This window comes from Pedobacter hartonius (assembly GCF_900107535.1).
In the GTDB taxonomy this organism is placed as follows: domain Bacteria; phylum Bacteroidota; class Bacteroidia; order Sphingobacteriales; family Sphingobacteriaceae; genus Pedobacter; species Pedobacter hartonius.
Map to the genome: position 1 here is coordinate 182,819 of NZ_FNRA01000001.1, position 23,100 is coordinate 205,918.

Here is a 23,100-nt window from a genome sequence, read left to right on the forward strand (position 1 = left end):
CTTAAATCTTCCTCCCGTAACTGTATAACGAGATCTTGCTGGTTCCGCCGGCTTCCCTGCTCAGCTGTATCTGCGTGCCTATCCTCTCCTTTAAGGCCTCGACATGTGAAATGATCCCTATGTTTTTTCCGCTTGCCTGAAGGTTTTCCAATGCTGTGATCGCCACATCAATCGTTTCCGCATCCAGTGTACCAAACCCCTCATCGATAAATAAGGAATTGATCTGTACCTTACGGCTTGCGAGATCTGATAACCCCAGGGCCAGTGCAAGGCTCACCAGGAAACTCTCGCCACCGGAGAGTGTAGACATTGGCCTGACCACATCAGCCTGGTACCCATCAATGATCTGAAGGTCAAGATCCTTTTCAGGGCTTTTCAAAATGCGGTAGCGATCGCTCAGCCGCAGTAAATGACGGTTGGCCAGTTCTGTCAGCCTCGCCAGGGTAAGCCCCTGCGCAAAACGGCTGAACTTCCTGCCATCTGCTGAGCCTATCAGTGCGGAAAGTTTTTGAAAGCGGTCAGATTCCTGTTGCTGCCGTTCAATTTGCTGCGCCACCTCAACATGTTTCAGTTTCAGCAGGTCATCTTCGGCAATAACCTGGTTCAGTCTGCCTTTTTGCTGCTGAAGAAGCGATATGACCTGGGCCTGTTCTTCCAGCCTCGGCGTCAGTATTTCCCTGTCCTCCGCCGTCAATGCCTTCTGCAGTTCCGCTTCCAGGTCTTTTTCAGTTGCGGTAAGCAGGCTTTTGCCAGAGCTGATGCGCTGTACGGCTTCCTGCTGCAGTTCTGCGGACAGCCGGGCTTCTTCATCAGGCAGAAACAGTTCCTGTAACTCCTCAATGGAAGCCATGCCCTCGCCACGGAGTTTCGCCGTTAATTTTTCAAGCTGCGCGCTGAATAAGTTTTTAGTCGTCAGAAATGAAGTATTGAGGTTCAGCTGGCGGTCCTCGATGATCTTCAGCCGCTCCTGCTTTTGCTGTAACTGCTGCTGTAACTCTTCAGTCTGACTTCTGTATTTCCGCAGTTCATTGCTGAGTCCCGCGCGCTCCTGTACAGGGTCTTTCGTACCGAAAAGTTCCAGGCGCTCTTCTTCCAGCTGCTGCAGCACCTGCTGCGTCTCTTTTATCTGAACATTTAATCCTTCAATGGCATCTTTCTTTTCTCCGATCGCAGCTCCTATGCTTTTCAATTCCGTTTCCTGTTGCCGGAGGTCAAGCTCCAGAAGTTTCAGCTCCCCTTCCGACTGCCGGTACTGCTGATAGCGTTTATTCATTTCGGGGCTGATCTGCTCAGCCTCAGCTGCGCTAAAAATGATCCCAAAAGGTTCCAGTAAAAGGATAGCTCTATCTTCGAGTGTTTTACTTTCTGCTGTAGTGTTGGTTAAATCAAGGGCAATGGCATTCAGCTGCTTCTCTGCAAAGATGATTTCCAATGCCGCCTGTTCTGTTTTATTTTTTTCCTGTACCAGGATCTCCTTCCGCTGGCTCAGCAGGGCTTCCAGTTTACTGATCTGCTGCTGGGCAAGCCTGGCGGTGTCTAACCGTGTTTTCAAAGCCTCCTGCTGTACCCTTTTCCTGCCAATCACAGCGGCAATGATCTCAGCTTTGCTGATGTCAAGCGGTTTGGGCAGCTTTGTGTTATTCTGCTCAAATTCCGAAAGCGCCCGGGTGACCAATTCAGCAGAGCGCAGCAGGTCTTTCCCGCCTGTTTCCAACTGGTAACTCAGTGTATTGATCACAATTAACTGCGCATCCAGCTGCGTTTTCAGCAATTGCAATTTTACCTGCTGCTGGTTACGGCGCTCTTCGGCTTCGGTCATCCGTGATACATATTTCCCTTCCACAAAGGGATGGTGAACAGCCCCACAAAGCGGACAGGATTGTCCGGCCTGCAGTTGAAGCCTGTCGGCATCATATTTTTGCACCTTTACTTCCAGCTCATAGATCTGCTGCAGGTCTTTCAGCAATGCTGTTTCCCGTTCGTCTTCCAGTTTCAGGTTGCCCAGCACTGCCCGGGCTTCCTTTTCCTCTGCCCCTAATCCGGAGATCCCGCTGATCAGCGCCTCTTGTTCCTGCAAAAGCTTTGCATGCAAACCGGCCAGTTTGAACTGCTGCTCAGCCGTATTGATCAGGACGGGGAATTCCCTCAGTTCTTCTTCCAGCTGGTCAGTAGTTTTTCCCGCCAGTAGCTCCAGAAGCGATCGGCCGTGCTGCTGAATGGACTCCTGTATTTCCGAAAGCTGCTGCTCCGCCAGTTTTATACGCTGTGTGGTGTGCAGCACAAACTCCTGCGCCTGCAGATGCTGTTTCCTGTACCCGGAGTGTCCTTCTGTAAGGTTATCCAGTTTTATTTTTAGGGCAGACAGCTGTTGTACCAGCTGTTGAAATACGATCACCTCTTTATCCAGATTTGCATCGGACGCATGTTCCCGCAACCAGAGCGACAGCTGCCCTATCCGTTCCTGGATAGCTTTCAGCTGCCCATCCATTGCCAGTTGCGATGCTTCGGCAGTGTGAAGGTTCAGCCGGGCCGATTCAAAAGCGTCAAGTATTTTTGCAAGCTGGTTTTTCGACTGCTCAACCAATATATCTTTTTTACTTACTGCATCAAACACAGGTTCCATGCCGGTAAGGATCTTCTCCTTCAATCCGGCCTGCTGTTTCGCTTCTACCAACGTTGTCCTGGTGGTCTTTTCCTCTTCAACTATCTGCGGATGCTGCAATTCGGCCTCCCTCAGATCTGCCCCTATTCTCTGCTGCTGACTTTCTATCGTCTTCAATTCTGCCAGTGCCGGGCGGTAGGCCAGTGCACGCAGGTGATGCTGCAGCTTAACAAACCGGGGTTCATGTGCCGCATGGAAAAGTTCAGCCTCAGACAGGGCCTGCAATAATTCCTGTTTCCTCGCGGTAAGTTTTTCCAGACCGGCAAGCCAGTCGAGCTGTGCTCTCAGCGACGATTCCTCCTTTTTCAGTTGTACTTCCCGATCTGATATATCCATCAGTTCGGAAAGGTAAGCTTCTCTTTCGTCAGTACTCAGCAATACTACATTCTCCAGCCTGCTGCGCAGCTGATCCAGCTTCATCCGCTCTTCCCTGGCCTTCTCGAAGGCGGCAACAGAGATCTCTGAGTAGATACCTGTATCGGTTATTTTTTCAAGCAATTCACTTCTTTCGTTTTCATCAGCTTTCAGAAAGCGTGTAAAATCTCCCTGTGAGAGGATCACTGAACGCAGGAACTGGTTATAATCCAGTCCGCAAATCCGCACGATCTCCTCCCTTACCTCATTCAGCGGATGTTCAATGATGATCTTCCCCGTTAAGGTTTCCGCAAGTTCCATCTTCTGCGTTTGCAGCTGCCCGTCAGCCTTGCCACGGCTTCGCCGGATAGACCATTTTGCACGGTAAGATAGCTGGCCCACCTCAAATTCTACTTCGGCGTATGATTCGGCAGTATGCCTGGTCATGATCTCAAAAACATCCTTACTGTGACGGTGTACCCGTCCATAGAGTGCCACGGTAATGGCATCCAGCAAGGTCGTTTTTCCGGCACCGGTAGGACCGGTTATTGCAAAAATTCCGCTTTCCGTAAAGGGAGGCTGGTCAAAACGGATTTCATGCTGTCCCTTTAAGGAGTTGAGATTTAAAAATTTGATTCCCGTAATCTTCATGCCCTATCCTCCTTTTGCGCCATATATTCCAGTACTTCATGGAAAGCCCGCAGAAGATCAGGCTGCTCCTCCCCGGGATATTCAGACTGGCATTTCTTTATAAATACAGTTTTAGGATCAAGATCGGTCAGCGCCATAGCTTCAGCCGTTTGTTCATCCAGGTTCTGTGCTGCCCGTATTCTGATCTGCCTTGGAAAAAGGCGGTCTATAAATGGTTTTCCCGCAATCAGCGAGTTTAGCTGCTCATCCAGGTCAAAAATGAAAGTTTCAGTTTCCACCTGTACTTCAACCCATGCCGGATATATAGTTCCAGGGTCTTCCAGTAAAACCAGTTTAGTTTTTACCTTTTCGAAATCCCCTTTGATCCTGATCAGTTTGCGGCTGCAGGGTACTTCCAGCCCCCGGAGGCTGGTCATATTCCCCTCTTTAAATTCAAGCAGGATCACCTGTTTTTTATCTTCAGTTTCTGAAAAGCTCAATGGAATAGGTGAACCTGAATAACGGATATGGTTCATTTGATTGATCAGCTGCGGACGATGGAGATGACCCAGTGCTACATAATCAAATGCAGATGGAAAATGGTCGCCCCCGATCTGCCCGAGGTTACCTACATGGATCTCCTTTTCACTGTCAGACGTAACTGAGCCGGCCGCAAACAGGTGTCCGGTGGCAATCACCGGGATTTTGTTCAGCTTGTAATCAGTAATATGTGTTAAAAAACGGTGATAATGATCCGAGATGCCCTGTTTTAAACGTGCTTCACGTTCCTCGAGTGTCTCCCCGGCAATGGATAACCTGATGTCGCGGTCGCGCAGAAAAGGCACGGCGCATACTACCAGCTCCAGCTGTCCTTCAGGTCCGTTGATCTCGATGATCTGATCGGTAAATTCTTCGGGGACACCACCTACAATATGTACGTTGAAATACTTTAATAAGGATTGCGGGGCATTTAAGGTACTGATGGAATCATGGTTCCCTCCAATAATGACTACCTCTCTGCAGCAGGTATTTTTCACCTGGCGCAGGAAATCATAATACTGCTCAAAAGCGGTATTCGAAGGGCTTCCCGTATCGAAGATATCTCCTGCAACAATTAAAACATCAATTTTTTCTGTCTGTAAAGTTGCTGTCAGCCAGTTCAGAAAAGCCTGATGTTCATCAGTACGCTCGCTTTGTTCAAGTCTTTTACCAAGGTGCCAGTCGGCCGTGTGAAGAATTCTCATTGTCGACTGCTAAATTAAGCAATTGTGCAGACAAATATTAACCCTGCCTGATGAGAATGTTACTGAACCGGGGCGCTGCTTACCACACTATCCACAACAAATACACTTACACCTCTCCAGGGAAGTGTATGCAGATATTCTTTATAGTGAAGTTCGACGTTTGATCCGGCGCTCTTGTTGAGCTTATCGGCTACTTTGTCATCCTGTACGGAAAACATGAATTCATTAGAGGCAATATTTCCGGGAGTTTGTGAACGGATACCGGTCTGGATCAGCCTGCCTTCATTGGTTTTGAAAACATAGCCCTTCTTTACGAAGTAATTCAGCTGACCTGCTTTTACGCCTTCACCAAACACAAAGTAGTATCGGTAATACATGAATCCGGCTAAAACCAGGATCACCACAAGGCTGATGATCAGCCCGGTTTTACTTTTCGGCCGTGATGGCGAAGAATTGATTCCACTACTATGAGTTTCCATTTGAATTGTTTTACATGGTTAATGTATAACAATTGTTCCAAAAATCCATGAACCCGGATTATTTGGCTGCGATTGTCCTGATCAGGCCATTAATTCGCAGTGGTAACCGCGTTCTCCGAAGATACTGACGATTTTTGCTTCGCTGCTTTTTGTGCAGACCACCCTGAGTACCTTATCCACATCATCCAGGTCTATTGTCCAGTTTTTTGTGCCTACCAGTGTATCGAGTCCGGAAGCCACGCGTGACTGCTCAGTAATGCCTTCAACAGATGTCCTGAAAACCAGTACAGTTTTCGCTTCTATATGTTCCCTGTAATCCCAGGGGGTCAGCGCTTCTGCAGGTTGCGCAGCAGCTCTCACATAATTGATTACTCCCGACCAAAAGGTAGGGTTGAGTGCGGTTTGATTTTTCATCAGAATATATTGACTTTTAACTGTGATGAAGCTGTCATCAGTTTAATCATTGCTTTTAAGAGTTGTAAGCTCATGACGGATTCATTTCTTTACTATTTTTTGCGGCTATAAATTTGCGCAGGCCGGTCAGTTCAAATTAACGCCCGGCCTGTGCATATCTATTTTATCTCCAACCGCCCCCTAAAGCGCGGTATAGTTCTACCGATGCATTCAGCTGATCAGTTTTAACAGTAGCCAGGTCGAGCTGACTTTGCAGGGCATTTCCCTGTGCAGTGATCACCTCAAGGTAATTGGCCAGTCCGCTGGTAAACAGCAGGTTTGCATTCTGCAATGAGTTCTGTACTACTCTTACCCTGTTTTCGGCAATAGTATACTGCTGCTGCAATTTCTCTATTTTAATCAACTGGTCAGACACCTCACCTACAGCAGTTAACACCGATTGCCTGAATTGTAAAACACTTTTTTCGCGGTTCACCACTGCAATATCATACTGCGTTCTCAACTGCCTGCGCTGGAAGATCGGCTGTGCGATTCCACCACCAACAATACCGAATAAAGAACCCGGGATTTTAAACCAGTTATCGGCTTTAAAACTATTAAGACCACCGGATGCGGTAATCGATAAAGTAGGGTACAGACTTGCTTTGGTTACGCCCACATTTGCATTGGCCCTCAGCAGTTCAAGTTCTGCACTTTTGACATCAGGTCTGAGGCTCACCATCACCGAAGGGATGCCTGTACCTGCCTGGTCCTGAATCTTCATGTCTTTCAGTAAACCGGCACGGGCAATCGCTTTAGGGAATGCACCGGTAAGGATGCTCAGGGCATTCTCTTCCAGGTTGATCCTTTGTTCCAGTTGCGGAACCAGTCCTGCGGCTACCAGCTGCTGTGCTTCGGCCTGCTGAATCGCAAGAGAAGTTACCTGACCGGCATCAAACTGCATTTTGATAATCCTCAGTGTGCTGTCATTCAGCGCAAGGTTTTTCTTAGCGATGTCCAGCTGGGTATCCAGCATGATCAGCCTGTAGAAACCCTGTGCCACATTTGATACCAGACGCGTCTGAATGGCTTTTCTTGCTTCTGCAGATTGCAGGTAAGCAGCACCGGCAGCTCTTTTCTGGTTAGCAATTTTGCGCCAGATATCTGCTTCCCAGCCTAATCCTGCAGAGACAGTGTAGTCTTCAACATGTTTGGCATTGGCAAACTGACCCAGCTGGATACCGTTCAGACTGTTGTCTGACGGGCGGTTCAGCTGTGAAGTAATGTTCAGGTTAAGCGTAGGCACATTGCCCAGTTTAGACTGTCTGTATAAAAGATCTGCAGCTTCGATATTTTTCAAAGCGATCTGCATATCATAATTATTTTTCACAGCAGTGTCAATCAGGTCTCTGATCGCATCTTCCTTAAAGAATTCTTTATAGGGAAGGCTGGCGATACTCGCGGTATCTGTGGTTGCTACGCTGTTCCTGAATTGTTCAGGAGCAGCATTAGTAGGCGTGGGTATATCTTTAGAGACTTTACAGCCGCTTGCAACAAGCAGCACTAAAAGAGCAATATATATATTATTATACAGTTTCATTTTCGTATTGTAAGATGGTTTCAGGTGTTAATTCCGGCTTTGGCGCACCGGTGATTTTCTCTTGTAAATACTGGAACATCACGAACAGCACGGGAACGATAAATAATCCCAGGATTACCCCGGTAAGCATACCCCCGGCAGCAGCGATACTGATCGAGTGGTTACCCAGTGCAGAAGGACCAACGGCTCTCATCATCGGCGTCATACCTACGATAAAGGCAAGAGAGGTCATGATGATCGGGCGAAGCCTCAATTGTGCGGCATGTACCGCAGCATCTACCAGGCTCAGCCCTGCTCTCCTTCGCTGAACAGCGAACTCCACGATCAGAATGGCATTCTTGGCGAGCAAACCGATGAGCATGACGAGTGCAACCTGTACATAGATATTGTTTGATATTCCGGTTAAACCAATGGCGGCAAACACACCGAATATACCAGTAGGAATAGAGAGGATTACGGCCATAGGAAGGATATAACTTTCATATTGTGCCGACAGCAGGAAGTACACAAATACCAGACATAAACTAAAGATAATCACAGACTGTCCACCAGAGGTGATCTCTTCTTTTGTCAGCCCGGTAAACTCATGAGTGAAACCTATAGGCAGCTGTTCAGCAGCTACTTCATTCACCGCATTGATCGCGTCTCCTGAACTGTATCCTGGTTTTGGGATCGCATTGATCTCAATTGCATTGAACAGGTTATAACGCGAGGCCGTTTCCGTACCGTAAACACGTTTCAGTTTAATCAGTGTATTTACCGGAACGTTTTCCCCGTTACGGTTTTTCACATATACTCCATCCATTGCAGTAGGGTCAGCACGATCGGCAATATCAGCCTGCACCACCACCCTGTAGTACTTGCCAAACCTGTTAAAATCTGAGGCCTGGGCACTACCAAAATAACCCTGCATAGTTGCCATCAGGTCTTTTGTAGACACCCCGAGCTGCTCAATTTTAGCTTCATCAAGTTCCATCTGTAACTGCGGATAATTAGCTTTAAATGAAGTAAAGGCAAAGGCAATCTCAGGACGTTTCATCAGTTCACCAATAAAATGATTGGCTATACCACTAAACTTGAGCAAATCACCTGACCCGCTCCTATCCTGTAAGAATAAGTCCAGACCATCCACGTTACTGAAACCCGGTACCGTAGGGAAAGTAAATACGAAGAAATTGGCGCCTTTAATTTCCGACAGCTTTCCTTGTACAATACTCACGATCTTATTGATATCCTGCACCTCACCCCTTTCTTTAGTAGGTTTCAGCAGGATAAACATTGCACCCGCCGAAGGGCTGTTTGAAGATGTCAAAAGGTTAAATCCGGATAAATAGTTGAAGACTTTTGTAAAAGGAAGCGGACTTAGTTTTCTTGAAACTTCATGCTCAATTTGTGTAGTCCTTTCCAGTGAAGCACCTGCAGGCAGCGATGTTGAGATCGCAATAAAGCCCTGATCTTCTGAAGGAATAAATCCTGTTGGTGTTCTTTTTACCATCCATGCTGTTGCCAGTACAACGACAAGCAGACCTGCCATAGCAACCCATTTGGTTTTGATCAGGAATTTCACACTACCAACATATCTGTGGGTCAGGTTTTGAAAACCACTGTTAAAGCCCAGGAAGAAACGTTGTTTAAAAGTTCTTTTTGTGACATTATCCTCATGACCGTGCCCATGGTCTGGTTCTTTCAGGAACAGCGCACATAAAGCAGGGCTCAGTGTTAAGGCATTGACTGCCGAGATCACAATAGCGATCGCCAGGGTAAATGCAAACTGCCTGTAGAACAGCCCCGTAGAGCCTTCAATAAAGCCGACCGGCAGGAACACCGCACTCATCACCAGGGTGATCGAAATAATCGCACCCGTAATCTCATGCATCGCTTCAGTTGTAGCCTCTTTTGGCCCGAGCTTATTGTGTTCCATCTTGGCATGGACGGCCTCGACGACCACAATCGCATCATCCACAACGATACCAATAGCGAGTACCAGTGCAAACAGTGTTAACAGGTTGATCGAGAAACCAAACACTTTCATAAACAGGAACGTACCCACAATCGCTACCGGAACCGCAATGGCCGGGATCAGTGTAGAACGGAAATCCTGAAGGAAGATAAATACTACGATAAATACCAGGATAAATGCCTCTACCAGTGTATGGATAACCTGGTCAATAGATTGATCGAGAGATACTTTTGTATTATATAAATTGAAATAAGTAACTCCCTTCGGAAGGTCATGTTTCGCTTTTTCCATGAACTTCGTAATGGCGATCTGAATGTCATTCGCATTGGAACCGCTCAACTGCTGGATGGCGATGTTCACTGCCGGTTTACCACCAGCCTCCACGAAGCCGTGGCTACCATAGGTATAAGAACCCAGTTCCACTCTGGCTACATCCTTCAGCCTCAGAAATGAGCCGTCAGCATTAGAACGGATGATAATATTTCCGTATTCGTCCGGTTTAGTCAGCTTACCTTTATATTTAAGTACATACTCAAAAGGAGCACCGCTGCTTTCTCCGAACATACCCGGTGCAGCTTCCAGATTTTTGTCTTTTATTGATGCGATAACATCATTTGGTGTCAGGCCATAAGTTGCCATTTGTGCAGGGTTCAGCCATACACGCATAGAATAATCCCTGCTTCCTCCAAAAATAACTGCAGCTCCGACACCCTGGATCCTTTTGATCTCAGGAATCAGGTTGATCTGCGCATAATTGGCCATAAATGTCTGATCGTAATGTTTAGCATCATCAGACATCATGGTCAGTACCATGATCAAACTGTTTTGTTGTTTCGCAGTAGTTACCCCCGCCTGTATTACCTCTGCAGGCAGCTGGCTGGTTGCCTGAGAAACACGGTTCTGCACGTTTACTGCTGCAAGGTCAGGATCTGTTCCCAGTTTAAAGTAAACGGTAATAACCAGTGATCCGTCGTTACTGGCAGTAGACTGCATGTAACTCATATTCTCCACCCCATTGATCTGCTCTTCAAGGGAAGGAGCCACCGAACGCAATACTGTTTCGGCATTTGCACCGGGATAAAGTGCGGTAACCTGAACGGCCGGAGGCGCAATATCAGGGAATTGTTGTAAAGGTAACCTGGTCAGTCCCAGTATACCTAGTATCACCAACAGTATCGAAATTACTGTTGCCAGTACCGGCCTTTCTATAAATTTCTTTAACATGATTAATATATTATCTTGATGCAGTTGTAGTAGGTTCTTCTTTCAATTTTTCAGGTTTGATGGTATCGCCGTCTTTCAGCTTGTCTATACCATCGTAAACGATCCTGTCGCCTGATTTTAATCCTTCTTTCACCAGGTAATTGGCACCGCTGGTACCTGAAACAGTAATTGGTGTTCTGGTTACTTTATTTTTTCCGTCAACAACAAAGACAAATATCTTGTCCTGCATTTCTACCGTTGAAGACTGAGGTATCGAGATCGCATTATCATACTTCAGGCTTAATCTCACCTTACCTGTATTACCTGAGCGTAAAAGGCCCTGTGAATTAGGGAATGTAGCCCTTAAGGAGATCGAACCTGTTTGTTTGTCAAACTGTCCGTCTACCATATCTACCTTACCTTCTTTTCCGTAAACGCTGTTATCTGCCAGCACAAGAGAAACTCCGGGTACATGTTTCAGGCGTTCAGTGATGGTGTTACCAGGATATTTGGTGTTGAAGGCAACAAAGTCATCCTCTCCGAGCGCAAAGTAAACATGTACTTCATGGGCATCAGAAAGAAGTGTCAGCGGCGTAGGATCTGTAGGAGATACGATGCTTCCCTGTTTTTTAGGAAGACGGCCTACATAACCCGATACAGGCGCTTTGATCAGCGTATATCCAAGGTTGATGTTTGCTGAAGCCACTCCGGCTTTGGCCTGTTCAACGTTAGCCACAGCAGACTGATAGCTGGAAGTAGCAGTTTTCAACTGGTAATCTGAAACTACCTTGTTCTTTACAAGGGGAGCCAGTTTATCCACTTCGATCTGTGCATTGGTCACCGCGGCCTGTGCAGCATGCAGCTGGGCTTTGGCGTTATTCAGTGCTTCCCTGAACGGGCGCGCATCAATTTGAAAAAGTGGCTGTCCTTTTTGTACCGCAGCTCCTTCAGCTACCAGGATCTTGTCCAGTATTCCGGAGATCTGCGGACGGACTTCCAGGTCTATCGCTCCCTGAATGGAAGCAGGATAGTCAGTATAAGTGGTTGCGTCGTTACCTTGTAAGGAAACAACCTGCAGTGCCTGCGGTGCAGGTGGCGGAACCGCTGGCTGATTGCCGGAACAACCGGCGAATAATATAGCAAGAATAAAAATTGAGATTGTAGTTTTCATAACGTTAGTCAATGGTTTAACAGTGTTAAGTGAATGCATAAAAATATTGGAGAATTTGTTGTGTGTGGGTGATTGATGTTTTAACATATGTAATCTATTTAACACCGTTAGATGTTGTGATAAAAAAAACCTTACTTTTTGTGCTGTCATTCTTCTGGAGTTAAACGTTACAACGTATAAATAATCTAACAGCGTTAAGTATTCCATAAAAAAAATTTAGTCGTTAATTGCTTTTATAATTCCCTGAATCGCATCTCTTAGAATATGCTGGTTCATTTCGTCAGTAGTACTTCCCCTTCTCACCAGATTGATAGAGATCAGTCCGTGTATAATAGACCAGAAGGTATAGTACTTTCTGCAAACTATTTCCTCAGTAGGTTCTGACTCGGTCATGATCGTCGAAATGAGATCATAAAACATCTTCTTTCCGGCTTCTGCTTCAGGTAAACTTTTTGTAAGGTCACAACAGATCATATCTACGCCAAACATCAGCTGGTAAAGCTCCTTATGACTAAAAGCGAAATCCCAGTAAGCGATCCACATGGCCTCAAGTTGTTTCTCAGGAGTTTTATGTTTCGCCTGCACGGCTTTGAAATCTTTCAGCAATAGCACATTTCCCAAACGGGTCAGTTCAAGCAGGATGCCTTCCTTATTGGCAAAGTATTCATATATGATAGGCGCGGTATATTCGATCTTATCCGCAATTTTGCGCATACTTAAGGACTGCCATCCGTCTTCTTTTACAATTTCCAGAGCGGCATCAAGTATATTTGCCCTTGTTTCTTCCTTGATCCTTTGAATTCTTTCTTTACTACCCATGGTAATCTTCCCCTGCATTAAATAATCTAACAGTGTTAAGCAAATGTATCACTAGTTTTTTCAAACTGTATCAGCGCATTGTCAAAACTAAATACGCCATTAACTGACGTTCAGATCTGACGAACAATGAATTAAGTTTATGATTTTACTGAACTTCCAATCCATCGATGCTCACATCCTTCGCATCTACAGACCAAATACGCACTTTATATCGTCCCGCATTGATCATTGTTCCGGTATCTGTAGTAACGTAACCCCACTTTCCTGGTTTAGTTTGAGCGAATTGAAGTATTTCCGGTGCTTTCATTACTGTACCGTCTGCAGCAAGCACTTCGAGCTTTGCGTTAAGCGGTCTGCCGGATGGATTATGGTATTTAACAGTAAGTGAATACGTATCTGCTACGCCTACTGCAATTGTGAACTCAACGAATGCACCATCGTCCTGCATAAATTTTAATCTTTCCTTTCCCATCAGGGATGCCTTGACTACTCCTTTAGAATTGGAAAAAGCAGCTGCTGCAGGATAGTTTACCGCAGTCTTCAGATCAAACGCCGGGGCCAGGCTGCTCTGCGGCTGGATGGCCAGGATAACCGGCATGCCAAATCCTGAGGCGGCAGAAAATTTTACCGTACTGCCCTTTTCATATCTCTTTTTATAAACCTCCAATTGTTTCCCTTCATTGTCCCGCAGAAAGGATTTACTATCTTCATATTCACCCGGTGCGGTGCCGGTTTTGCTATTACCGGTTTCCATAGCGATATAAACATCGGCACCGGCGGTGACATGAAATGAAACCTCCTGTGTTTTATCCAGTCTTTTCCACTCCGCGCCGAACAGATTTGGCGGCAGCTCAGCAAAGGTATCGCCGGTATCCATCCAGGAGGTTACAGTTTCAGCCAATGTTTTTAACGATATTTTAATTAATATTGCCAGTAAACAAAATTACACGTCTTATGCTTCATTCCGCTCTTGCCAAAATAAAATTTCTTCTTCTTTCCCTTATCATACTGCTAAGCATACGGACAGGTTATGCACAATCATCTGTACCCTTTACCGTGACATCACAGGGGCATATCATGTTAAAAGCGAAAATAAACGGTGTGGAGGGAAACTTTATACTTGATACAGGTGCAGGCCTGACGCTGATTACCAAAACCTTCTCCGCCAGGGTAGGTAAATTGCATAAACAGGATGGCAGTTATACCGCCTTTCGCGCAACTGGTGAAAAGTTAACAGCTGACCTGTATGATGCCCAATCACTTACTCTGGGCAGTTTTGCAGAGCAACATCCGGTACTGACGGTTTTCGACGTAAACTTCGGGTCTATCGACGGCTTGATATCCCTCAAGAGTTTTATGAACCAGCCCCTCACCATTGATTACAGTAACAAAAAGATAATTTTTGAAACGGTTAAAAGCATGGCGGTGATCCAAAAAACAGGTCATCAGATTCCATTGCAACTGGAGGAATCAAGGGACAAATCACTGGACATATTTGCCTATTTCATCGTGAACAACAAGCTTACCCTACAGTTTTCAATTGACAGCGGAGCCGGTAATAATGTCTTCCGTCTGAATTCCAGGTATATTCCCGCATTAGGCATTGATACCGCAAGCGCTGCTAAAACTATCATTCCCAGCGAATTTGACCCAAAAGTTAAAACGGTTATCTATCAGGATAACGTTCAATCTATTGTGGCAAAGGCATCACCTGCTGCCCATTGCGAAAACGTCAAAGCCTCATTTATTGATGGCTTAATTTATGATGGTATAGTTTCACTGAACTGGATAGGGAAACAGATTACATTTGATCTGAAAAACAGGCAAATGATTGTCAGGTAGCTTATAACTACTTTACAAATGATTACGGGGCTTACGAATTTTATTCATTTTACCAAGACTGAAAGTATAAAATGACAATACAGGATAATTTAAAAATAAGGCAGATCAGGAGTTCTGAAATTAAATTTCTGGCCACATTCCTGTCGGAAATATTTTTCGACAATGCAGCTTACTCCACTGTTTTCCCGGATTTAGTAATTAGAAAAGCAGGGCTTGAATGGTTATTTCACAAAATTCTGCTGCTCAATGAAGCTACAACCTACACCTGGATAGCAATAGATCCATCGGTTGAAACTATACAAAAGGCCGACGACCTGATAGCAACGACAACCCTGTTGCACCCCAGCAAAAGAAAAAACGGCATATTGAATTATGTACAATTTGGGTTAGTTGCCTTGCCGTTCAAATTTGGTTGGGACGCGTTGCGTAATCTATTAAAATTGACCGATTATAATGACGGTGAGATTAACAGGGCAAGTAATGGAGAGCCTTTTTTTTACCTTTCAATGGTTGCGGTAAAAAAAGATCACAGAGGAAAAGGTATCGCCACTAATTTATTAAACTACTTAATGGCACAGCACGTAGATCAATATCCGGACGCTTCCGGGCCCCTGAATCTTTTACTTACAACTCAACTGCAATCTAACGTTAATTTGTACCAAAAGCTGGGCTTTAAAGTTATTGAAGATGCACCTGTAACTGAGGCATTCTATCCAAACTGGACCATGAAAAAAGTAATCGGCGGAAATTGAAGCAATAGCTTATAATATTTATTTTCATTTTTAAGCACTCTATTTACTGAACGTTTAGCTTTAGTGGCGATAATTATCATGTTTCAGTCACAGTCATATCTGTCGGTTCATTTAACGTAACACATGTTATGTCAATTCGTAACATCTGCAACCTGCTTTTGCTACAAACGATCACAACTTAAAAGAGTAACATGGTTAAATTAGTGATATACTAACTAGCCAATGAAAACATCAATAAGCAAACAGCAAAAAGGTTATGTCCACGAAGGATGGGAGGATATTATATTGGATGTCATAGCATTATTGTTTGTGATACTATTGTTTTTCACATCAAGTCACTTAGTGGCTTTTGAAATACATAAGCAACCTTCCGAATTACCATCCTTAATCCAAGGTTATTACGCTGCCGTCTACTTTGAATCCAATTGCTTTATCAATTAACCAAATACTAAACTACACGATAGGATTGGTTGTATCTCATTAACTCTTTTAAATAGTAACTATTCTATCCTATCCAAATTTAATACTATGAAAATACTGGACAGCCTAACTAACGAGGCAAGATTAGAAAGAATAATAACACGGGAAATTCTACCGAAGATAGAATCAATGGGGAAATACCTATCCAATGCGTTTATTGAATCTTTAATCTTCAATAGCAAATTGATGGAAGTTTTTAAAGGAGAAATTATCGAACATGCCGGGCCATGTACCGATGGCAATCTTTTGTATATAAATACTGGCATTGCTCACACATTTTATTATGATTCAATTAGTCAAAAGCCACTTATCACCAAGATTTGGAAAAAGCATGATATCATATTCGACCTCGGAACCTTCCTGAATTCTGAGAACAGAAAAGAAACCATCCAGATGTTAGAGGACGGAGAGTTACTAGGAATTAGTTATGACAACCTTAAAAAACTATTGGATACTTTTCCCAATATGGTTTCATTTTTATTACATCTGCAAGTGGAAAGGGAGCGACAGTATAAATACTATCAACACCTCTTAAGACTAACCGTCGATGAGAAAGTCAAGCTTTATTTAAGTGACAACCCAGCCATAATTAACCGGATAAACAACGAATATATAGCCATGCACTTGGGTGTATCCAGAAGCAGGTTTAGCAAGGCTTATGTAGCCTACAAACGGGGGAATCACGTTTTTTGACAAGGTTGATTTTAGAATTCATAAAAGCTGACAGATAAATTTGAAATATCTGTATTTAATTTGACCGGATTTGAATAGTTAAGCGTCATTACTCATAATTGTAACCCTCCCAAAAAATCGGACTGTATAAAAAACGAAAATTCGTAACTTTAAAACAGTAAGATGAAAAAATCAATAATCAGTGAGAGCCAGATCGTGGCAGCAATTAAGTAACAGGAGTCAGGAAAAAAAGTGGCGGATATCTGCCGTGCTCTTGGCGTACATCAGACGACTTTTTACAATTGGAAGAAAAAGTATTCAGGAATGGACAATCAGGAACTTCGCCGTTTGAAGGAGTTGGAGGAGGAAAACCGCAGATTAAAGCATATGTATGCTGAACTGGCGTTGGACAATAAAATCCTGAAAGACGTGCTGTCAAAAAAGTTCTAAAGCCCTGCCAGCGCAAAAACATGGTTACTTATGTGGTGGAGAGCCATCATATTAGTATCAGCGGGTTACAGTATATTGCAGATAAATATTTCCATTAAGTTTATTTGCAGGTAGCGATCCCGATATTGTTCCTTCCCAAGTAACTGAATTGCCCCACTCACTATCTGAATGGGTGATAGAGGTTGTACTCAAAATGGTGCTCGATCCATTTTCTTCCAGAACTAATGACACTTTAACGGTATTATAGGTATTACCTACTTTTGTCAGGAGAAAATTAGCGGTAAAAAGAGTTGCCGCTCCAGGATTTGGGCGCAATTGACCGCTTGTCAAGTATTGACCAGGTATCATGAAGCTACTGATAGATACTGCGGCCTTAGCATTAATAATGGAGAACAAAATGCAAAGACAAAATGCTACTAATGATTTTCTTTTCATGATACTTAGTTTTCAAATTTAACTTTGTAATCATTAGCAAGATCATAAATGCGTTCCATCTCAATTCTGCTTAGTCTATGCTCCCCTCGTAACCCAAATTTATATTCTTGGGTGCTGTTATCTAGAATAACTTTATCTGGTGGTGTTTGCCAAGTGATTGAGATGATCTAATAATTCTTTGTGCTTTGTTGTCTCCTGAAGTTGACATCAAGGCTTGTACTGGTTTTTCTGTCACTTCTTTAGCGCACCCAAACGCGCAAAAAAGTAAAAATGCTGAAAGCGATAATTTAGTTTTTCTTTTCATTTAATAATATGGTTATTTAAAAATTGTTTATTTGCAAATGAAAACATATTATACGTAATTTCAAATATAATTATTAAATAAATTATCATAATTGCAAATATTAATTTTATAATATTACCTTTTTGTTAATAATAAGTTAATCACTAATATCTTTAGGCTACGGGTCATCCCAACATATATCACCATTATTATATAGCAAATCAAGAATTCTTCCATGACTTAGACTGAGTACCGATCCTAATTCCTGCAGAAGCTGTAATGCCGTGGCGTGTTCCTTACCAGAATAGTCTTCACTAAGGAAATCTAAATAAAATTTAGATGAGGTCCATGACAAATCGAAATCCACTTTTCCAGCCAATAACATGGAACAAAGAAAATTCACTACGTTTACCAGTGAAAAGGCAAAAAGGTCAAGGCTTTCTGCGGGTTCAAAATCTTCATCCACAAAATTATCCTCGGGAAATTGGTCTACAATGAGTTCCAAAACAAAATCTTCTCCCATTTCTGTTAACCTTTCGTCGCGAATTATAGTTCCAATATCCAGGCCATAAATGTTCGCTAAAGAATGTGCTGTTTCATAAATACCAGTCATACTATCATATGTTATTTTATGAAAATCATTATCTACTACATCTAGCAAGGCTATACTACTATCATCGAGCGTGTCTGTACTAATCAATCCCTTCAGATCGCAGAATTCAGTTTCCACCAGGTATTTTAACGTGTTACATGCATTGAAAAAGCTAATTGTACCTAATACACTAATGGTTAGCGGGATCAAATCCCGCTGTTCATATGTTGTTATTTTCATCTGGTTTCGCGTTTTGGTTAAAATAATATTCGTAAAAATGCTCCTGATGCTCATTCAGCTGAACACCTAATTCCGATAAAACTGCAAGTGCATAGACATGTACCTGATCGCTGTAATCGTCGGGCTCTAATGTTTCACACAAATCGTTTCTTTCGGAAATTTCATCATCGTCTATCTCACCATAAATAATTACCTTAATCAATATCTTGACGATCCTGATCAGCGAAGTGACGTATATCATCAGATGCTGAAGGTATTTGGCATCATCGTAGTCATCGGCTTGTTCATCCCAGGGAAACTCATCATCCATTAACTGCCAATATAACTCTTCTGCAAGTGCTGTCACACGCTCATTTTGTTGCTGATCCAACGAAGCGAGATTGTAAATTTTGTAGATATTGGTACAGGCGTCAGCCATTAAATTAGCCTGTCTTCCTATCATCGAAATTAATTCATCATTCAAGGCATTAAGTAAATCTGCACCCGAATCATCCAGCACATCTGTGAGTACCTTTCCTCTCAAATCCTGATAATGATCCTTTACTGCGAACTTAAAAGCGATGCCTCCATAAAAAAAGGCAGATATATCCAATACAATTACTGTGAGAAGAATGATGTCTCCTTCGTTATATTTCGTAGTTCCCATAGTCATTGCTTAATTTGGTTAGCTTCCAATAATGCCACAACATCCGTCCAGAAGTAGTAATACCGTCTGGACAATCTGACATAGCTGATTTTTTCCTTCTCCCGCCAACGCGCCACGGTTTTTGTACAAATCGCAAATAAAATTGCAAAATCACTTGTGGTAAGCAGCTCCTTCTTCGACAGTCCGATCAATTTCTCCCGTGTGAGCTGAGTATCAGTCAATGTGAGAAGTCTTTCCAACACTTTATCAAGTTTTTTAGAATTGTTTTTTTTCATGTTTTTTGAGTTTAGAGTTAAAAATTAGACGCTTAATTAAATCTGAACGTCAACTCGTGCGCACCCATTGGCTTCAGACTATATCTTCGTTATATGATATTTTCAATCAACTTCCTCAGATCGCGCACCATCCTGGCCATGATGGAATAACCGGCAATACTGATCAGAATTCCTTCGCTAAAATGTGGATCTGACAGATGACTATCGGGATCCATTGTATACAGGTTGGATTTAGAGTGCTTTGAATACACATTACGGGCAAACCTTCCAGAATTTAACTGGAGATAAAAAAACCAGGCTTGCTGTTTCTCAATATATTCCTTTATAAAGACCCCTTTCTCCAGCAATACCTCTTTGGCAGCTACAACCATGGTACTGATGGCAGCGTATGCCTCCAACTCATGCTTATTGAGTTCTTCCATCCTCATTAAATGCAATAATGCATAAGTAAAAATTGGATGTACCTGTACAGCCCGCCTGTGATATTTCTTTTTTACCTTCGAGATATCGCTTTTATGACCGGCTATAACATTAATTGTAGAAAATGTAGGGTGAATGGTAGGTTTCATGATGATGATCACCGAACTATTGGTGCCCGGCAATATGCCCTCCAATAGGCTGGGATACTTCAATACGCCCGGAAACCTGTTATCAAGTAAAATTTTGAACTGGTATTTTTTTTGTAATTCAAGAAGCCCATCCCATGTATAGCGGCTTCTTTCAATCATAAGCGGGTAAGGAATGGTAGATCCTATATATACAAGATCTACCTTGCAATCACTGCATACCTCTTTCAGTTGTGCTATCAATCCTGTGGAATCATCAATACCTATCACCCTGAGCTTTCTCTTCGCCTTCACTGCTGCTTTTCTAATCGCGTCCGAAAATGGGTTCATCATTACAACAGTATTTTTAGAATCCGAAAATGCCTCGAAAGAAAAAGTAACGAGCTCAAGATGGTCATCTGCATAATACACCTCATCCTCATTAAAAACATAATTCATTCTGGTGCTGACCAACTTCGCCAGTTCAGCGAGCAGATCAGGAACGATTTTTAAATCTTTCTTTTTTGAAGGCAGATCGACATATAAAAGCAGCGCACGGTTAACTTTCGCATTAAAAGCTGCTTTGAACCCGTATATAGTTTCCCGATCCAGCATCATTCCCTTCTCAGAAACCTGAGATTGTTTGATCATCTTCTCAATCCTATTTCTTTGGTCCTCCGAAAGTTCAGGCACTACAAAAGTTCCAACACCCGTCTGTGTATGTATGATTTGATAGCCCTTTAATAAAATTGACCAGGCCCCCTGAATAACGGCCATTGCAACGTTTAAAGATTCCTTTAGATCCTTTTGAATAGGAAGCTTAACTCCCAGTAATGATGGATCTTTGATCACCAGTCTGGCAATTACAGACGCAATGAACCCAGCAGTTTTTTTATTTTCGCCGTTCAATTCCTTCATCAGGGTTTTGGTAAAATATTTGGTTATATTTTTCAAGGTAAATCAGTTGAGTAAAATTAATACACTCAAAACGTTTTTTATTATACCGACAATTCAAAATCAATTTATTTGAAAAAAATAATTCATATATCAAAAAAAGAAATAATCTACATATAATTTATATAATAGAAAATAGTCGATTATCAATATCAAATTCAAAGACAATTATTACTGTTAAACGACCAAATCAACACCTAGTTTCTTAAAACTTTATTTGAACCATATCCAAAAAGCTCAACTTTTGACTCATCTTTGCCATCTTTTGAAACCAAGGAATGCAAGTCCAAGTACAATCAGGATAATGGCGACTAATTTGAAGTCGTATTTTCCCATTTCATCAACCATTTTTTTACCGGAATTCAGCTGCCGTTTTTGATGCAGACCAATAGCAGATTTTCCTGTTTCGAACTCTCCCGAATTCAATGTCCCGGTAGTTTCAATTAGCTGTTTTTGTTTTCCTTTCATCAGGATACTATCAAATTCGCCAGTGAAACCAGTACCAGGAGAAAAATTAAATACTCCTTTAGGCCAGAATTGAATGGTATAATCTGCTCCTGCAGAGTCTTTTCGGTAAATGAACTGCTGCATATTCTTCCGTTTGTTGGTTGATACAGTGACATTCGAATCAGTGGTATTGGTGACCTTATTATAGCTTTCATCTGTGCTTTTAGTATTTCGCCTCAGCAGAAAACAACTATTGAATAGCATTAAGAAGAACAGAAGTTTATATTTTCTCATTTGACCTTTCTCCTTTCTGTTATCCAGTCAGCTATACTGCGGATTGTTCTAATATGACGTACTTTCTTAAAAACACCATCTCCTTCCCTGCTTCCCTCTACTGTGGTGTTCCCTTCAGTACTATAAATCCAATCACCCTTTTGTTCCATCACTATTCCAACATGAGCAATGCGCCTGAGATCCGGAAAGTATATGCCAATTACGTCACCGGGAAGCGCTGAACGTGCCAGTCTTGATGAAGGAAAAAGATCGGGAGACCAGCCTGAGCGTGGCTTAGGAAACCCGGCCTTTGCATATACCCAGCTTACATAAGCTGCGCACCACGGTTCTCCCCTTTTAAGCTTCACGGTTGACAGGTAGGCCTCCACCCGAGGACCGTCATTATGCCCGGTCAATTCACGAACTCCTATTTCATGGCGGGCAATTTCAGTAATTGTAAATCTGGATGGATTTTGACGGGTATGTGTTAATATCCGGATCAGCAGATCGCGTCTATACAACTCATTGCTGCCAAGATAAGTAAGGCAAAGGATGCAAAGAAAAAGCTTAATTGTTGACATGACGTTAAGTGGTTAAATTTGATAATCAGTGTATTAAACTCGGGCAGTCTGGCTATTGTCCAAAACTGCCGTAATAGCCACCAGCATAATCCCACCACGAGTAAGAAAGTAATCATACTCAAAACCAGTAGCAGCCAGGTGCTTTGTTCTATATAACCCGCTGTAGGATCGTTACTGTGCATCCATACCGGAAAGATGAGCCAGATGAATAGCAATGCAATGAGCAGATGTAGAGGTTTAAACTTAACAGAACCGATGTTCAGTTTGGGTGCGGTTTGGGCATGACTGGGCAATCTGAAGACTTTTGCGTTCATAGAATTTGTATTTAAAATGTGAAAATATCTGATGAATTCTTTGAGATAAAGATGCCCGGCAGCACCTCATAAATACCGCCGGGCGATCTTCATTCTTTAGGGGATAGCAATACCGCTGCCCAAGTATTGGCTTGTAGAAACTGACTTACCGTCCGGGCTTACGAAGAAAACCCATACATGTAGTTTATCGCCTACAAAAAAGTACGGTAGGTCGAGCTCCCTTCTGCCTGCTTCCCTACTTGCGGCTCGGACCAAAAATAGGAAACGGTTGGCATCTTCATCATAAACCATGAATACTGTCAGATCCTGACCATATACCAACGCGTCCTCTTCACCTAACTCAACCGGGTTCCAGGTTACTACAAGCTGAGCACCTGCTACTGGCGGTAAAAGCTTCATTGACGGCGAGTCTGGCAAGCTGCCTTTACTGAGCGTGACGTTAGGGTAGTCAATCTTAAAATTAGGTGCAACCCCGGTGATCGCATTGTTCAGCAAATCCTGAACAGCAGCGTTGGAAGGACTCATCCTATTTTTGTAAGATTGAAAACCTATATCAACAACCCGTTTTGCGGAGGTGATAAAATCCGTTGCAATACCAAATTTGGTGCGCTGGTTAACTTGCGACTGCACGGGAGGTTTGGTACTTTTCTTTGGCCTGCTCCTTATGGTTGCTACGCCGCGTACTACCGCTCCTACTACTGATCCTACTAGCCCTGAAACTTCGCCCAGGATACCTTTAATAATTTTTGCCATTGTGTTTAAAATTAAATTGTAAATAAATTTTGTTAATTGAAGTTGTTGCGT

General features: G+C 43.0%; 21 protein-coding genes and 1 pseudogene. 4 read left to right on the forward strand and 18 right to left on the reverse strand.

What is annotated here, in order from left to right:
• Position 1: 1 nt before the first annotated feature.
• From BLW16_RS00835 to BLW16_RS00875, 9 genes are all read right to left on the reverse strand, one after another.
• Positions 2–3,667, reverse strand: a complete 3,666-nt coding sequence (locus BLW16_RS00835; RefSeq protein ID WP_090554265.1) for an SbcC/MukB-like Walker B domain-containing protein — start codon at positions 3,665–3,667, stop codon at positions 2–4.
• Positions 3,664–4,890: an exonuclease SbcCD subunit D C-terminal domain-containing protein gene (locus tag BLW16_RS00840; RefSeq protein WP_090554267.1), complete on the reverse strand. Its 1,227-nt coding sequence runs from the start codon at positions 4,888–4,890 to the stop codon at positions 3,664–3,666. Before BLW16_RS00840 ends, BLW16_RS00835 begins: the two co-directional genes overlap by 4 nt.
• 59 nt (positions 4,891–4,949) lie before the next feature.
• Positions 4,950–5,369, reverse strand: a complete 420-nt coding sequence (locus BLW16_RS00845; RefSeq protein ID WP_175470449.1) for a hypothetical protein — start codon at positions 5,367–5,369, stop codon at positions 4,950–4,952.
• A gap of 81 nt (positions 5,370–5,450) precedes the next feature.
• Entirely contained in the window at positions 5,451–5,783 is a 333-nt protein-coding gene (locus BLW16_RS00850) for a hypothetical protein (RefSeq protein ID WP_090554268.1), read from the reverse strand.
• 163 nt (positions 5,784–5,946) lie between these two features.
• Positions 5,947–7,362 carry a TolC family protein gene (locus tag BLW16_RS00855; RefSeq protein ID WP_090554270.1) on the reverse strand — a complete coding sequence of 472 codons (1,416 nt, stop codon included), beginning with the start codon at positions 7,360–7,362 and terminating at the stop codon, positions 5,947–5,949.
• Entirely contained in the window at positions 7,349–10,546 is a 3,198-nt protein-coding gene (locus tag BLW16_RS00860; protein ID WP_090554272.1) for an efflux RND transporter permease subunit, read from the reverse strand. Before BLW16_RS00860 ends, BLW16_RS00855 begins: the two co-directional genes overlap by 14 nt.
• A 10-nt stretch (positions 10,547–10,556) precedes the next feature.
• Positions 10,557–11,696: an efflux RND transporter periplasmic adaptor subunit gene (locus BLW16_RS00865; protein WP_090554273.1), complete on the reverse strand. Its 1,140-nt coding sequence runs from the start codon at positions 11,694–11,696 to the stop codon at positions 10,557–10,559.
• A gap of 216 nt (positions 11,697–11,912) precedes the next feature.
• Positions 11,913–12,515: a TetR/AcrR family transcriptional regulator gene (locus BLW16_RS00870; RefSeq protein ID WP_090555164.1), complete on the reverse strand. Its 603-nt coding sequence runs from the start codon at positions 12,513–12,515 to the stop codon at positions 11,913–11,915.
• 145 nt (positions 12,516–12,660) lie between these two features.
• Positions 12,661–13,416: a carbohydrate-binding protein gene (locus BLW16_RS00875; RefSeq protein ID WP_090554275.1), complete on the reverse strand. Its 756-nt coding sequence runs from the start codon at positions 13,414–13,416 to the stop codon at positions 12,661–12,663.
• Between the two features lie 53 nt (positions 13,417–13,469).
• On the opposite strand from BLW16_RS00875, the gene BLW16_RS00880 reads away from it, so the two are divergent.
• The 4 genes and pseudogenes from BLW16_RS00880 to BLW16_RS00895 form a co-directional block, all read left to right on the forward strand.
• A complete protein-coding gene (locus BLW16_RS00880) occupies positions 13,470–14,357 on the forward strand; it encodes a retropepsin-like aspartic protease (protein WP_090554277.1) in 888 nt (295 codons plus the stop codon).
• Between the two features lie 71 nt (positions 14,358–14,428).
• Positions 14,429–15,109 carry a GNAT family N-acetyltransferase gene (locus BLW16_RS00885; protein WP_090554278.1) on the forward strand — a complete coding sequence of 227 codons (681 nt, stop codon included), beginning with the start codon at positions 14,429–14,431 and terminating at the stop codon, positions 15,107–15,109.
• A 528-nt stretch (positions 15,110–15,637) separates the two neighbouring features.
• The gene (locus tag BLW16_RS00890) at positions 15,638–16,282 is read left to right on the forward strand and encodes a Crp/Fnr family transcriptional regulator (RefSeq protein ID WP_090554280.1); all 645 of its coding nucleotides are present in this window, start codon (positions 15,638–15,640) and stop codon (positions 16,280–16,282) included.
• A gap of 228 nt (positions 16,283–16,510) precedes the next feature.
• A pseudogene (locus tag BLW16_RS00895) lies at positions 16,511–16,711 on the forward strand (transposase); the annotation flags it as partial.
• Positions 16,712–16,768: 57 nt separating this feature from the next.
• Here BLW16_RS00895 and BLW16_RS00900 read toward each other — a convergent pair.
• From BLW16_RS00900 to BLW16_RS00940, 9 genes are all read right to left on the reverse strand, one after another.
• Positions 16,769–17,146, reverse strand: a complete 378-nt coding sequence (locus tag BLW16_RS00900; RefSeq protein ID WP_139298230.1) for a hypothetical protein — start codon at positions 17,144–17,146, stop codon at positions 16,769–16,771.
• 121 nt (positions 17,147–17,267) lie between these two features.
• Positions 17,268–17,450, reverse strand: a complete 183-nt coding sequence (locus BLW16_RS22905) for a hypothetical protein (RefSeq protein ID WP_139298231.1) — start codon at positions 17,448–17,450, stop codon at positions 17,268–17,270.
• A gap of 157 nt (positions 17,451–17,607) precedes the next feature.
• On the reverse strand, positions 17,608–18,261 hold the full coding sequence (locus tag BLW16_RS00905) for a hypothetical protein (protein ID WP_090554283.1): 654 nt from the start codon (positions 18,259–18,261) through the stop codon (positions 17,608–17,610).
• Entirely contained in the window at positions 18,242–18,907 is a 666-nt protein-coding gene (locus tag BLW16_RS00910; protein WP_090554285.1) for a hypothetical protein, read from the reverse strand. The genes BLW16_RS00905 and BLW16_RS00910 overlap by 20 nt, the downstream gene beginning before the upstream one ends.
• A gap of 2 nt (positions 18,908–18,909) precedes the next feature.
• A complete protein-coding gene (locus tag BLW16_RS00915) occupies positions 18,910–19,182 on the reverse strand; it encodes a MerR family transcriptional regulator (protein WP_090554287.1) in 273 nt (90 codons plus the stop codon).
• Positions 19,183–19,271: 89 nt separating this feature from the next.
• A complete protein-coding gene (locus BLW16_RS00920) occupies positions 19,272–20,681 on the reverse strand; it encodes a PLP-dependent aminotransferase family protein (RefSeq protein WP_090554288.1) in 1,410 nt (469 codons plus the stop codon).
• A 249-nt stretch (positions 20,682–20,930) separates the two neighbouring features.
• On the reverse strand, positions 20,931–21,392 hold the full coding sequence (locus BLW16_RS00925; RefSeq protein WP_139298232.1) for a hypothetical protein: 462 nt from the start codon (positions 21,390–21,392) through the stop codon (positions 20,931–20,933).
• A gap of 26 nt (positions 21,393–21,418) precedes the next feature.
• Complete coding sequence (locus BLW16_RS00930) at positions 21,419–21,982, reverse strand: C40 family peptidase (RefSeq protein WP_245735094.1); 564 nt, start codon at positions 21,980–21,982, stop codon at positions 21,419–21,421.
• Between the two features lie 410 nt (positions 21,983–22,392).
• Positions 22,393–23,049 (reverse strand): DUF6266 family protein, encoded by a 657-nt coding sequence (locus BLW16_RS00940; protein ID WP_090554292.1) that lies wholly within the window; start codon positions 23,047–23,049, stop codon positions 22,393–22,395.
• Positions 23,050–23,100: the final 51 nt, after the last annotated feature.

What these genes read in the sequence shown, in the direction of transcription:
- BLW16_RS00915 (WP_090554287.1), bottom strand. Translation starts at nt 19,182, where the DNA reads ATGAAAAAAAACAATTCTAAAAAACTTGATAAAGTGTTGGAAAGACTT.
- BLW16_RS00855 (WP_090554270.1), bottom strand. Translation starts at nt 7,362, where the DNA reads ATGAAACTGTATAATAATATATATATTGCTCTTTTAGTGCTGCTTGTT.
- BLW16_RS00890 (WP_090554280.1), top strand. Translation starts at nt 15,638, where the DNA reads ATGAAAATACTGGACAGCCTAACTAACGAGGCAAGATTAGAAAGAATA.
- BLW16_RS00840 (WP_090554267.1), bottom strand. Translation starts at nt 4,890, where the DNA reads ATGAGAATTCTTCACACGGCCGACTGGCACCTTGGTAAAAGACTTGAA.
- BLW16_RS00885 (WP_090554278.1), top strand. Translation starts at nt 14,429, where the DNA reads ATGACAATACAGGATAATTTAAAAATAAGGCAGATCAGGAGTTCTGAA.
- BLW16_RS00870 (WP_090555164.1), bottom strand. Translation starts at nt 12,515, where the DNA reads ATGGGTAGTAAAGAAAGAATTCAAAGGATCAAGGAAGAAACAAGGGCA.
- BLW16_RS00850 (WP_090554268.1), bottom strand. Translation starts at nt 5,783, where the DNA reads ATGAAAAATCAAACCGCACTCAACCCTACCTTTTGGTCGGGAGTAATC.
- BLW16_RS00900 (WP_139298230.1), bottom strand. Translation starts at nt 17,146, where the DNA reads ATGAAAAGAAAATCATTAGTAGCATTTTGTCTTTGCATTTTGTTCTCC.
- BLW16_RS00860 (WP_090554272.1), bottom strand. Translation starts at nt 10,546, where the DNA reads ATGTTAAAGAAATTTATAGAAAGGCCGGTACTGGCAACAGTAATTTCG.
- BLW16_RS00940 (WP_090554292.1), bottom strand. Translation starts at nt 23,049, where the DNA reads ATGGCAAAAATTATTAAAGGTATCCTGGGCGAAGTTTCAGGGCTAGTA.
- BLW16_RS00905 (WP_090554283.1), bottom strand. Translation starts at nt 18,261, where the DNA reads ATGAAAATAACAACATATGAACAGCGGGATTTGATCCCGCTAACCATT.
- BLW16_RS00880 (WP_090554277.1), top strand. Translation starts at nt 13,470, where the DNA reads ATGCTTCATTCCGCTCTTGCCAAAATAAAATTTCTTCTTCTTTCCCTT.
- BLW16_RS00910 (WP_090554285.1), bottom strand. Translation starts at nt 18,907, where the DNA reads ATGGGAACTACGAAATATAACGAAGGAGACATCATTCTTCTCACAGTA.
- BLW16_RS00925 (WP_139298232.1), bottom strand. Translation starts at nt 21,392, where the DNA reads ATGCTATTCAATAGTTGTTTTCTGCTGAGGCGAAATACTAAAAGCACA.
- BLW16_RS22905 (WP_139298231.1), bottom strand. Translation starts at nt 17,450, where the DNA reads ATGAAAAGAAAAACTAAATTATCGCTTTCAGCATTTTTACTTTTTTGC.
- BLW16_RS00930 (WP_245735094.1), bottom strand. Translation starts at nt 21,982, where the DNA reads ATGTCAACAATTAAGCTTTTTCTTTGCATCCTTTGCCTTACTTATCTT.
- BLW16_RS00845 (WP_175470449.1), bottom strand. Translation starts at nt 5,369, where the DNA reads ATGGAAACTCATAGTAGTGGAATCAATTCTTCGCCATCACGGCCGAAA.
- BLW16_RS00835 (WP_090554265.1), bottom strand. Translation starts at nt 3,667, where the DNA reads ATGAAGATTACGGGAATCAAATTTTTAAATCTCAACTCCTTAAAGGGA.
- BLW16_RS00865 (WP_090554273.1), bottom strand. Translation starts at nt 11,696, where the DNA reads ATGAAAACTACAATCTCAATTTTTATTCTTGCTATATTATTCGCCGGT.